The following is a 12,332-nucleotide window of genomic DNA, read 5'->3' on the forward strand; positions in this document are numbered from 1 at the left end:
GGCTATTAAAGCGTAAGGGTCTGGCGGGCAGCCACTATTTCAGCATCGAGCAGCGCATTGCGTACGGGCGCAAAACTGCGACGGTGGTGCGGCGTGACGCCATACTGCGTCAGTTTTTCCATGTGCAGCGCCGTCGGATAACCTTTGTGCTGCGCAAAACCATACTGCGGGAAGAGCAGATCCAGCTCGGCCATCTCACGATCACGCGACACTTTGGCAATAATCGAGGCCGCACTGATTTCGGCAACAAGGCTGTCACCTTTAACCACCGCCTGTGAAGGCATAGGCAGGGTTGGGCAACGGTTACCATCAATCAGCACATAATCGGGCTGAATGCCGAGGCCAGCAACGGCGCGCTGCATCGCCAGCATGGTGGCGTGCAAAATGTTCAGCTGATCGATCTCTTCCGCCTCTGCGCGTCCCAGATTCCATGCCAGCGCTTTCTCTTTAATTTCGTCATACAACGCCAGGCGGCGCTTTTCCGACAGTTTCTTAGAGTCAGCAAGACCGGTAATTGGGTTTGCCGGATCGAGGATCACCGCGGCAGTAACGACCGCGCCGACCAGCGGACCGCGACCCACTTCGTCCACACCGGCAATCAGTCTGGCTGCGGGATAGATAAAATCAGGCATTCGCCAGCTCCAGTACCGCATCAGCTGCCTGTTCATCGGCGTTCCAGCGGATCTGTTGATGTAATTCATGAAACGTCTGCAGAAGTGCTTCACGATCAGGCCCGGCATGCAGCAGCGGATCTAACGCCGCGGCCAGAGCTTCGGGCTGACACTCATCCTGCAGTAACTCTTTGACCAGCTCACGCTTTGCAAGCAGGTTTGGCAGCGATACGTAAGGCGTTTTTACCAGCCGTTTCGCCAGCCAGAAAGTGGCCGGCTTCATGCGATAACCGACTACCATTGGGCATTTTGCCAGCATGCACTCCAGTGCGGCAGTGCCTGACGCCAGAAGTGCAGCATCGCTCGCAATCATCGCCTCACGTCCCTGCCCATCCAGCAGATGCATGGGAAGTTCGGGTGCGGCTTCCGCTTTAATCTTCTCAAACTGTTCGCGGCGGCGGTCGTTAACCAGCGGCACTACAATTTCCAGCGTTGGGTAGTGACGACGCAACAATTGAGCTGTTTTCAGGAAATCAGCGCTGAGCATTTCCACTTCCGCCCCCCGACTGCCGGGCAGCAGGGCCAGACAGAGGGCATCATCGGCAATGCCGAGATGACGGCGCGCAGCCAGCTTATCGGGTTGCAGCGGCATGGCATCCGCCATAGTGTGGCCAATAAAGCGACAGGGAACGTTATAGCGATCGTAGAAGGCTTTTTCAAACGGCAGGAACGCCAGCACCAAATCGGTGTTGCGACCAATCTTAAAGACGCGCTTTTGCCGCCATGCCCATACCGAGGGACTGACATAGTGAATAGTGCGAATGCCAGTGCGTTTGAGGTTGCCTTCCAGAGTGATATTGAAATCGGGCGCATCAATCCCGATAAAGACATCGGGTCTGAGTTCGGAAAAGCGCCGGGTGAGATCGCGGCGGATTTTCAGCAAACGTTGCAGGCGACCCAGCACCTCGACAAGACCCATTACCGCCAGCTCTTCCATCTCATACCAGGCTTCACATCCTTCTGCCTGCATCAATGGACCTGCTACGCCGACAAAGCGAGCATCAGGATGACGGGCTTTCAGGGCACGGATCAGACCTGCACCAAGAATATCGCCGGAGGTTTCTCCGGCGACCAGGGCAATCGTTAAAAGACGCGCTGACATGGATTAACGAATTAATCCACGGGTTGAACGGGTGAAGAAGTCGTAGAAAGGCTGCACTTCGCTGTGCTGCTGCGCGATGGCTTCGATCTCCGGCTTCACTTCCTCCAGCGTTCTGCCGCTACGATAGAGCAACTTGTAGGCGTTGCGGATAGCGTGCAGCGACTCTTTACTAAAGCCACGACGCTTGAGGCCCTCGATATTGATCCCGAACGGCGTCGCGTGGTTGCCCTGCGCAATAACATAAGGCGGTACATCCTGCGCCACGCCGGAACAGCCACCAACCATCACATGAGCACCGATGATGCACCACTGATGTACCGCTGTCATGCCGCCAATAATGGCGAAATCATCGACCGTCACGTGACCACCCAAAGTGGCATTGTTGGCGAAGATACAGCGGTTGCCAATCACGCAGTCATGCGCGATGTGGACATTCACCATCAGCAGATTATCACTGCCCACCGTGGTGACATTGCCACCCTGAGTGGTGCCGCGATGAATCGTCACGCTTTCACGGATGCGGTTGCGATCACCGATCTCAACCCGTGTCGGCTCACCGGCATATTTCAGATCCTGATTCACTTCGCCAATCGAGGCGAATTGATAGATCTGATTATCTTTTCCGATACGCGTGTGGCCGTTCACCACAACATGTGACTTCAGTACCGTTCCTTCATCGATCTCAACATTCGCGCCAATAAAGCAAAACGGGCCAATGTGAACGCGGGCACCAATGATAGCGCCCTCTTCGATGACAGAACTGGGATGGATAGTGGCGGTTGGATCAATCACGAATTATGCCTCCCGGCTGCGGGCACACATCATGGTCGCTTCACAAACGATTTTACCGTCGACAGTCGCCACGCCTTTAAAGCGGGTCAGACCACGGCGGGTTTTCTCGAAAGTCACTTCCATGATCATTTGGTCGCCTGGTACAACAGGGCGTTTGAAACGGGCACTGTCGATACCGGCAAAGTAATAGAGTTCGCCTGGCTCCAGTTTACCTACGCTTTTAAACGCCAGAATACCGGTAGCCTGCGCCATGGCTTCCAGGATAAGAACGCCAGGAAAAATCGGTTTACCAGGGAAGTGCCCCTGGAAAAACGGTTCGTTAACAGAAACGTTCTTCACTGCACGCAGGTATTTGTGCTCTTCAAATTCCAGCACGCGGTCTACCAGCAGAAACGGATAGCGGTGCGGCAGCAGCTCTAAAATCTCTTCAATTTTCAGAGTATGAGTTTCAGTAGTCAAAATACTCTTCCTGTCCTAAAAATCTGATGACATCAATAACACGGCCTGCACAGATCAAGATGATCTTCCGCAGGCCGCAAATAGGTTCTGTGGCGCCGGGCTTCCCTGCTTAACATTTTTATTATGAAAGCCGGTCAGTTTTGGGATGGCGGTTAGTCGTCTTTGCCGACCTTGCGCTCGATGGCTTTTAAGCGTTTGCTCATGTCATCGATGTTCATCACCAGCGCTGCAGTTTTGCGCCAGGTTTTGTTGGGTTGTAGCGGAATGCCTGACGAATAGACACCAGGCTCTGTGATAGGACGCATGACCATACCCATACCGGTCACTGTTACTTTGTCACAGATTTCCATATGGCCGTTAATGACGCTGGCACCGCCAATCATACAGTAACGTCCAATTTTCAAACTACCCGCCATGATCACACCGCCTGCAACCGCAGTATTGTCGCCAATAACTACGTTGTGAGCGATCTGGCACTGGTTGTCTATGATAACACCATTGCCGATCAGAGTGTTATCCAGCGCACCGCGATCAATAGTGGTGCAGGCACCTATTTCTACGCGATCGCCGATAACTACCGCGCCTAACTGCGGGATTTTTACCCAATTACCGCGATCGTTGGCATAGCCGAAACCATCAGAACCGATAACGGTACCTGATTGAATCAGGCAATCCTGGCCGATCTCAATCTCGTGATAAACAGAGACGTTGGCCCACAGACGGGTTCCGCTGCCGATACAGGTTTTTTTGCCGATAAAGCAACCCGCACCAATGACCACGTTATCGCCCAACTCCACGTCCGCTTCGATCACCGCATTGGCGCCAATAGCGACGTTGCTGCCGAGTCGGGCTGAGGGATCGATCACCGCACTGGGGGCGATATTTTGCGCCGGCTGCGGGGTGGTATCGAGTATTTGTGCCATACGCGCATAGGTCAGGTAGGGATTTTTCACTACCAGCGCGGCGGTATTGCACCACTCCAGATCCGCTTCCGTCAGCACCACGGCTGAGGCCTTAATCAGGGCGAGTTGCTCGCGGTAACGGCTGTTTGCAAGAAAAGTGATTTGGCCAGTTGTGGCGGATTGCATAGAAGCAATGCCGGAGATGACGATATCGCCATCTCCGTGCAATTCTGCATCCAACTGCTGGGCTAAATCAGCCAGTCGAATAGATGACATCAATTATTTAACCTGTTTCAGCACGTCAGCAGTGATGTCTTTTGCGTTTGATGCATAAGCCACTGCGTTAGCGTCGATGACGACGTCGTAACCATCGCTGTCAGCGACTTTCTTCACGGCATCCTGAATGCGGCTCAGCAGCTTGTTACGCTCTTCCATCTGACGACGGCGATTATCCTGCTCAAAAGCCTGGGCTTTTGAAGAGAAAGCTTCACGCTGAGACATGACATCTTTTTCCATACGGCTGCGTTCACTCGCCTTCATGGTAGAACCGTCACGCTGCAGACGCTGCATTTTGGTTTGCAGATCGCGCTCCTGGCTCTGCAACTCAGTTGCACGGCCTTTGAACTCGTTTTCCAACTGTTTAGCAACAGTCGCACGTTGCGGTAACTGTTGGAAAATGCTGGACACGTTTACCACTGCAATTTTGTCGGCAGCCTGAACACCAGCGGAAACCGCTAAAGCAAGACCCAGACCTGCGGCACACAACAACTTTTTCACTATAAACTCCTTACCATCAACGTTTGTGTCAGCGACACAGTGTTTGCCCCGGATCAGCAACAAGTGCTGTCCGGCAGCAATACTTCAGCTATGCATCCATGCTCAGAACATTACCAGGTTTTACCAATGTTAAACTGGAACTGCTCTGACTTGTCTCCATCAACTTTCTTGATCGGCTGGGCGTACGAGAACACCAGCGGGCCGAGCGGTGACATCCACTGCAGCGCAAGACCGCTTGATACGCGGATATTGTTTGGATCACTGTAGTCGGGAATGTCCGCAGCGCGCGTTTCTGCAGTATTTTCCCAATGGGTATCCCACGCGGTACCGGCATCAACAAACACCGAGGTACGAACTGAGTTAGCATACTTCTCGCTCAGGAACGGCGTTGGCGTGATCAGCTCAAGGCTGGCAATCGCCATGGCGTTACCGCCCACCGCATCGTCAGACTTACAGACGCCATTTGGATCGGCGATTCGGCAATTCGACGAGTTGTTATTAAAGTAAGCGGCTTTCGGTCCAATGGTGTTGGACTGGAAGCCACGAACGGTGCTTGAACCACCGGCATAGAAGTTCTCGTAGAACGGCATCTCTTTGCCGCCCAGCCCATCGCCATAACCTACACGACCACGCCCCAACAGCACCCAGGTACGATCCTGGTTAATCGGCACATACTGCTGAGTGTCCAACGTAGCCTTATAGAAGCTGTTATCCGAACCTGGAATCGTCACCTTGCCATTCAGGTTAGTGCGGTTACCGGACGTTGGGAAGAAACCACGATCCAGGGTGTTATAGGTCCAGCCGTAGTTAAAGGTGAAGTCATCCGCTGAGAAATCACCGTCATCATTGAGCTGCTGCGGCTTGCCGACTGAGTCAAGATAACGCCACATCGCAACCTGAGGCTGCATGTTTGACAGGTCATTGTGGACATAGCCCAGACCGACACGCAGGGTGTTGTTTTCGTTGACCGGGAAGCCAAGCGTGCCATCCAGACCATAACTTTTGTTGGTATAGTCCGAAAGGTCCGCATTGTCCGCTTTGAAGTCGTTGTAGAACAGACGACCACCCAGACTCACACCATCAACGGTGAAGTAAGGGTCAGTAAGCGAGAATTCAGCGTAAGTCTGGTAATCGTTTTTGGTCCCGCTAATGCCCACGGTATTACCGGTGCCCAGCCAGTTGTCCTGCGTGACCCCCACCTGGAAACTCACACCACTTTCGGTGCCGTAGCCGACGCCAAAGTTAAAAGTACCGGTGTTACGTTCTTTAACCTTGTAGACCACGTCAACCTGGTCTGGCGAACCTGGCACTCGCTGCGTATCCACATCAACGGTTTCAAAATAACCGGTACGGTTCAGACGCTCTTTACCCTGCTCAACAAGATCGCTGCCCAGCCACGCGCCTTCCATCTGACGCATTTCGCGACGTAACACCGAGTCTTTTGAGGTGTCATTGCCTTCGAAACGGACGTTACGCACGTAGTAACGGTTACCCGCGTCCACATTGATATGCAGTTTTACCGTTTTATCGGCGTCGTTGATTTCTGGCTGCGTTGCCACGCGCGGATAGGCATAGCCGTAACGGCCCAGCAGTTTCTTAATGTCATCTTCCATTTTCGTGACTTTGGCGCCGTTATACAGCTCGCCTGCCGGAATTTTGGTCAGATGTTCAATTTCTGCTGAATGGCCCGCCATGCTGCCATTGACGATCACGCCAGCGATTTTGTACTGGTCACCTTCGGTGATGTTCACCGTGATGTAGATACCTTTTTTATCAGGCGTCAGGCTGACCTGCGTTGAATCGATGTTAAAACGTGCATAGCCACGATCCAGATAGAAGCTGCGCAGGGTTTCGAGGTCACCCGCCAGTTTCTGCTTCTGGTATTTACGATCGCCGACCACGTTCCACCACGGCACTTCATCGCGCAGTTGGAAGCGGGAAATCAATTCATCGGAGCTGAAAGCTTTATTACCGACGATGTTGATCTGCTGAATTTTGGCAGAGACACCTTCAGTAAAGACCAGCTTCAGATCAACACGGTTACGCGGCAATGGTGTGACCACGGCTTTCACGTTGGCGGTATATTTACCTACGCTGTAGTAGAAATCCTCAAGTCCCTTCTCAATAGAGGAGATAGTGGTGCGGTCCAGCGCTTCGCCGACACGAACACCTGAGGCTTCCAGATTTTGTTTGAGCTGATCCTCTTTCACCGCTTTGTTACCGGTGAAGGTAATGCTGGCAATGGTAGGACGTTCTTTGACCTGGACAATCAGCGTTGTACCGTCTCGCAGGACCTGAACATCCTCAAAGTTGCCAGTAGCGAACAGCGAGCGGATAGTATTTCTGACATCATCGTCATTCACCGTATCGCCAACCCGTACTGGCATGCTCAGCAGAGCCGCGCCGACGGCGACTCGCTGCAGCCCTTCGAAATGAATATCCTTCACCACGAAATCGTCTGCACCGTAAACGGTGGCGCTGCTAAACAGCAGCGACGCTATGAGCAACTTTTTCATCGCCATCGTTGTTATGCGTTTTCCTAACACATCCCTCGAATGTTCGCGTTCCAGCGGTTACAAACGTGAGAAATCATTGAAAAGTGCAAGCCCCATTAACAGCACCAGTAAAATCGAACCGATGCGATAACTAAAGTCCTGAACTCGCTCGGACACCGGTCCACCTTTGATCTTTTCGATCGCCAGGAAGAGCAAGTGCCCACCATCTAAAACCGGTAGAGGAAACAGGTTGATGATGCCCAGGTTGACGCTAATCAACGCCAGGAACATCAGGTAGTAAATCAACCCATACTCTGCTGACAACCCTGCACCCTGCGCAATCGAAATTGGCCCGCTTAGGTTGTTCAGCTTCACATCACCGGTTATTAACTTGCCAAGCATGGAGACGGTGAGCTTCATTAGCTGCCAGGTTTTTACACTGGCCTCACCGATAGCCGCAAACGCACCATACTGTCTTACCGTCTTGTACTCTTCTGGCAGAGGAACAATGCGCGGAATGACACCGGCAAATCCCGCTTTAGTGCCAGGTTTCGCTTCTGGCGTCATCGTCAGCGCAATTGAGTCACCGCCGCGATCCACCTCAAGCGCCATGCTTTTGCCAGGATTATCCCGTACCTGCATGACAAAAGTCTGCCACTGCGACAATGGCTGACCATCGACTTTAACGATCCTGTCGCCTGCTTGCAAACCGGCTTCACTGGCTGGCGAGTCCGCCTGTACTTCTGCCAGCGTGGTCTCAATTTGCGGACCGCGTGGCTGAATCCCTAACGCAACAACTGGATCCTGCTTATCAGGCTCAAACTGCCAGTTACGCAGATCGAGCTGTTTCTGCTGGGTCGCATCCTCGCCAAATCGTGCCACTGTTATGGTGGTGCTGCTGTCGCCGATTTTACCCACCAGCGCCATACGCACAGCATCCCAATCAGGCGTTTCGATACCGTCAACTGCCTTAAGTTCCATGCCAGGCGTAATTTGGGCTTCCGCAGCCACCGAACCGTTTAAAATTTCACCGATTACCGGGCGCACACCGGGCACGCCGTGAATAAACACAACCCAGTAGGCAAAGACGGCAAAGATGAAGTTAGCGACAGGGCCTGCCGCAATGATTGAGGCGCGTTGCCAGACGGCTTTGTTGTTAAAAGCCTGATGCCGCAGCTCGGCTGGTACGCTTTCAACGCGTTCGTCGAGCATTTTAACGTAGCCGCCGAGGGGAATCAGCGCGATGACGAATTCGGTGCCATGGCGGTCACGGCGCTGCCAGAGCGACTTACCGAAACCAATGGAAAAGCGCTCAACTTTGACACCACAGCGGCGAGCGACCCAGAAATGGCCAAACTCATGAACGGTAATCAACACGCCCAGCGCAACGATAAAGGCGACGAAACTCCAAAGTATGCTCAACATCTTTGCCTGTCCTTAAAGGGTGCGGAACACCAGCAGCAATAAACAGGCAAACACCGGCACCGCCGCAGTAAGACTATCAATGCGATCAAGGATGCCGCCGTGACCAGGGATCAGATTACCACTGTCTTTGATGCCCGCTTCACGTTTGAACATACTCTCAGTGAGGTCGCCCAGCACTGAGGCCAGCGTCGCGATAATTGCGCAAATGACCAGCGTACCGATGGAAACCGTCAGCGGAGCCAGAGTCGCAAAAAGCAGCGCAATCAGCGCCGAAGAGACCAGGCCGCCCAGGAAGCCTTCCCAGGTTTTGCCTGGCGAGACTTTCGGTGCCAGCTTGTGCTTGCCGAACATCTTGCCAAACATGTAGGCACCTGAATCAGCTCCCCACACCAGCAACATCACAAACAGCAGCCACCAGGCACCGGCGAAGTGGTCGGTATCATAGTGATACTGGCGCAGCGCCACCATGCCCCAGAAAAAAGGCACCAGCGTTAATACGCCAAACAGTAAGCGAAGTGGACGCGAATGGCGCCAGAAAGCAGCAGAGGCGGGATAAGAGAGCACCAGCAGCAGAGCAACGACCCACCACACCAGCGACGCCCAAAGCGATGTCGCTACCTGTGGCAAATGCACATCATGTTGATAGGGTGGCAAGGTAAACTGCATCAGTGCCAGCAGCAGACCGCAAAGTACAGCCAGCCAGACGCGCTGTTGCCGGGATGCCATCCCTGCCAGCTGGCCCCATTCCCAGGCAGCCAGCATGCAGATAACGATGGTTGTAAGGGCGAAGCCAACGGGCGGTAACCAGAACAGTGCAGCTATTACCAGCGGAATTAATATCAACGCGGTAATCAGACGAGACTTCAGCAAAGGTTACCCCCAGATTGCTCAGGCGCCGCCTGGTGCAGCGCCGCCAAAACGACGCTCCCGCAGAGAGAATGCATTCAGTGCACCTTCAAAAACGTGTTCATCGAAATCCGGCCAGAGCACATCGGTAAAATAGAACTCAGCATAGGCAATCTGCCACAGCAGGAAGTTGCTAATCCGATGCTCTCCCCCGGTCCTTATCACTAAATCCACTGGCGCCAGCTCTTGCATACAGAGCTGCGACGTCAGGCTCTCTTCGGTAATCTGGTCAGGACGCAGTAATCCTTCCTGAACCTGTTCAGCCAGTTTTTTCACGCCTTCGATAATATCCCAACGGCCACCATAGTTGGCAGCAATGTTGAGCGTCAGGCCACTATTATTTGCAGTCAGCGTCTCAGAACGGCGAATACGTTCCTGAATACGTGGACTAAAACGGCTGGTATCGCCAATGACGCGTAAACGGACATTGTGTTTGTGGAGGCTTTTTACTTCACTGTCGAGCGCCCAGACAAACAGTTCCATCAGCGCGGTGACTTCCTGCGCCGGACGACTCCAGTTTTCGCTGCTGAAGGCATAAAGCGTCAGGGCTTCAAGATTGTTACTGACCGCAAAGCTGACGGCTCGGCGTACCGATTTAACGCCAGCTTTATGGCCTGAAATACGCAATTTTCCCTGATTTTTGGCCCAGCGACCATTGCCATCCATGATGATAGCGACGTGGCGCGGACCGTTTCCCTGCTGGTCATCAGTGTTGTTGTGATTGTTAGACGACATAACGCTTAACCAATTCCTTTCATCAGAAATGCTGTGGTTTCTGAATACATTGCGCCCGATTCAAATCCCGACACCCTCTCAGTGCCGGGCCACACCGAATTCGGTGACAGACCGTGAAACGCGAGCCAGCGACTATACCATTTTCACCTGAAGCGAACAAATGGCCTCATATCGATCGGCTTCACAACGTGAAGCGCGGCAACATTTCTGTCGCCAGCGCGCGCGCAGTACGATCGATTTCAAGGACAGCGTCCACCGAATCCGGCTCTGGACACACCTGTGCCGCCATTACCGCACTGTTAAGCGCGGCAATGTCGGTGAAGCGGATCTGGTGATTCAGGAAAGCCGCGACGGCAACCTCGTTGGCTGCATTAAGCGTAGTGGTCGCCGCCTGCCCTGCATCACAGGCATCAATAGCCAGTTTCAGACAGGGATAGCGACTAAAATCAGGTTCAGCAAAGGTCAGCGCCGACATGCGGGTAAAATCCAGCGGTGTCACACCTGCATTAATACGCGAAGGCCAGGCCATGCTGTGAGCAATGGGCGTACGCATATCCGGAGAACCTAACTGAGCCAGCACGCTGCCATCGCAGTATCGCACCATGGAGTGAATCACCGACTGTGGGTGAAGGATCACTTCCATCTGCGCTGCGCTGGCATTAAACAACCAACGGGCTTCAATGTACTCAAGACCTTTATTCATCATAGTGGCCGAGTCGACAGAGATTTTTCTCCCCATCGACCAGTTCGGATGTGCACAAGCCTGATCCGGCGACATGGCGCTGAGATCGACTAAATCTGTGTCACGAAAAGGACCACCCGATCCCGTAAGGATAATCGACTCAATGCCATTATCCCGCAGGTCAGCGTAACCTAACTGATGCTGGATGGTAGCCGGTAAACTCTGAAAAATGGCATTATGCTCGCTGTCGACCGGTAGTAACTGTGCGTTATGATGACGCACGGCCTCCATAAACAAACGGCCGCAGGTGACAAGCGATTCTTTGTTTGCCAGCAGCACCGTTTTTCCGGCGCGGATGGCCGCCAGCGTCGGCAGCAAACCCGACGCACCGACAATCGCCGCCATCACCTGATCCACCTCATCCAGCGCGGCCAGTTCACAGGCTGCCTGAACGCCGGAGAGCACTTCAGTATTGACTCTTATTGCTCTCAGTCGCTCACGCAACGCAGTGGCTGATACCTCATCTGCCATACAGGCGTAGCGCGGCGTAAAGGCCGCACACTGTTCCGCCATCAGCGCCACGTTCTGGCCGGCAACCAGCGCAGTAATCTGATAAAGCGCCGGGTTGGCGCGAACCACCGCCAGTGTACTGGTGCCGATCGAGCCGGTGGATCCCAGCAGAGTTAGTCGCTTCATGAGGCTATCCGTGTGAAGTCAGCGTGCCCACAGGCACAATGTAAAACGCCGCCAGATGTCGCATTCATATGAATACCTCTCTGTACGGCGTTTTTTCCGGCAGTGATGGAATTAGAAATCCATCAGCTCCGTCTCTTTTTCTGACAGTGCGGCATCAACTTTCTTGATATACGCATCGGTCATTTTTTGCACTTCATCCTGCGCACGACGTTCGTCGTCTTCGCTGATCTCTTTATCCTTCAGCAGCGCTTTGATTTTATCGTTGGCATCGCGACGGACGTTACGTACCGACACACGGCCCTGCTCGGCTTCGCCGCGCACGATTTTAATCAGATCCTTACGGCGCTCTTCTGTCAGCGCAGGTAGAGGAACACGGATGTCAGTACCGGCTGAACTTGGGTTCAGACCGAGATCGGACTTCATGATCGCTTTTTCGACTGCCGGACTCAGTGAACGATCAAACACGTTGATTTTCAGCGTACGTGAATCTTCCACAGTGACAGAAGCCAGCTGACGCAGTGGCGTCGGCGTGCCGTAATATTCGACGACAATGCCGTCGAGCAGCGAAGGTGAAGCACGACCGGTGCGCACTTTGCTGATGGTGGTTTTGAATGCTTCAACGCATTTTTCCATGCGCGTGTCAGCATCTTTTTTGATGTCGTTAATCACGTTGAAACCCTTGGATTCGGT

At 53.4% G+C, this 12,332-nt stretch carries 12 protein-coding genes; all 12 read right to left on the bottom strand.

Annotated features, from left to right (window positions below):
- Nucleotides 1-5: 5 nt before the first annotated feature.
- The 12 genes from rnhB to frr all read right to left on the bottom strand — a co-directional run bounded on the left by rnhB (nucleotide 6) and on the right by frr (nucleotide 12,311).
- On the bottom strand, nucleotides 6-632 hold the full coding sequence (gene rnhB, locus WFO64_RS16015; RefSeq protein ID WP_337013071.1) for a ribonuclease HII: 627 nt from the start codon (nucleotides 630-632) through the stop codon (nucleotides 6-8).
- Entirely contained in the window at nucleotides 625-1,773 is a 1,149-nt protein-coding gene (lpxB, locus tag WFO64_RS16020; RefSeq protein WP_337013072.1) for a lipid-A-disaccharide synthase, read from the bottom strand. Before lpxB ends, rnhB begins: the two co-directional genes overlap by 8 nt.
- Before the next feature lie 3 nt (nucleotides 1,774-1,776).
- Nucleotides 1,777-2,565, bottom strand: a complete 789-nt coding sequence (gene lpxA / locus WFO64_RS16025) for an acyl-ACP--UDP-N-acetylglucosamine O-acyltransferase (RefSeq protein ID WP_337013073.1) — start codon at nucleotides 2,563-2,565, stop codon at nucleotides 1,777-1,779.
- Nucleotides 2,566-2,568: 3 nt separating this feature from the next.
- Entirely contained in the window at nucleotides 2,569-3,024 is a 456-nt protein-coding gene (gene fabZ, locus WFO64_RS16030) for a 3-hydroxyacyl-ACP dehydratase FabZ (RefSeq protein ID WP_003852639.1), read from the bottom strand.
- 152 nt (nucleotides 3,025-3,176) lie between these two features.
- Nucleotides 3,177-4,202 (bottom strand): UDP-3-O-(3-hydroxymyristoyl)glucosamine N-acyltransferase, encoded by a 1,026-nt coding sequence (gene lpxD / locus WFO64_RS16035; protein WP_337013074.1) that lies wholly within the window; start codon nucleotides 4,200-4,202, stop codon nucleotides 3,177-3,179.
- A 3-nt stretch (nucleotides 4,203-4,205) separates the two neighbouring features.
- Complete coding sequence (skp, locus tag WFO64_RS16040; protein WP_003852644.1) at nucleotides 4,206-4,703, bottom strand: molecular chaperone Skp; 498 nt, start codon at nucleotides 4,701-4,703, stop codon at nucleotides 4,206-4,208.
- 110 nt (nucleotides 4,704-4,813) lie between these two features.
- On the bottom strand, nucleotides 4,814-7,225 hold the full coding sequence (bamA, locus tag WFO64_RS16045) for an outer membrane protein assembly factor BamA (protein ID WP_337013075.1): 2,412 nt from the start codon (nucleotides 7,223-7,225) through the stop codon (nucleotides 4,814-4,816).
- Nucleotides 7,226-7,276: 51 nt separating this feature from the next.
- Complete coding sequence (gene rseP / locus WFO64_RS16050) at nucleotides 7,277-8,623, bottom strand: sigma E protease regulator RseP (RefSeq protein WP_337013076.1); 1,347 nt, start codon at nucleotides 8,621-8,623, stop codon at nucleotides 7,277-7,279.
- A 12-nt stretch (nucleotides 8,624-8,635) separates the two neighbouring features.
- Nucleotides 8,636-9,493 carry a phosphatidate cytidylyltransferase gene (cdsA, locus tag WFO64_RS16055; RefSeq protein ID WP_337013077.1) on the bottom strand — a complete coding sequence of 286 codons (858 nt, stop codon included), beginning with the start codon at nucleotides 9,491-9,493 and terminating at the stop codon, nucleotides 8,636-8,638.
- 18 nt (nucleotides 9,494-9,511) lie between these two features.
- A complete protein-coding gene (gene ispU / locus WFO64_RS16060) occupies nucleotides 9,512-10,264 on the bottom strand; it encodes a (2E,6E)-farnesyl-diphosphate-specific ditrans,polycis-undecaprenyl-diphosphate synthase (protein WP_009091989.1) in 753 nt (250 codons plus the stop codon).
- Nucleotides 10,265-10,445: 181 nt separating this feature from the next.
- Entirely contained in the window at nucleotides 10,446-11,642 is a 1,197-nt protein-coding gene (gene ispC, locus WFO64_RS16065) for a 1-deoxy-D-xylulose-5-phosphate reductoisomerase (protein ID WP_337013078.1), read from the bottom strand.
- 111 nt (nucleotides 11,643-11,753) lie between these two features.
- Nucleotides 11,754-12,311, bottom strand: coding sequence for a ribosome recycling factor (frr, locus tag WFO64_RS16070; RefSeq protein ID WP_010254103.1), 558 nt, complete (start codon nucleotides 12,309-12,311; stop codon nucleotides 11,754-11,756).
- Nucleotides 12,312-12,332 lie beyond the last annotated feature (21 nt).

This window comes from Pantoea sp. AS142, from assembly GCF_037152305.1.
Classification (GTDB): domain Bacteria; phylum Pseudomonadota; class Gammaproteobacteria; order Enterobacterales; family Enterobacteriaceae; genus Pantoea.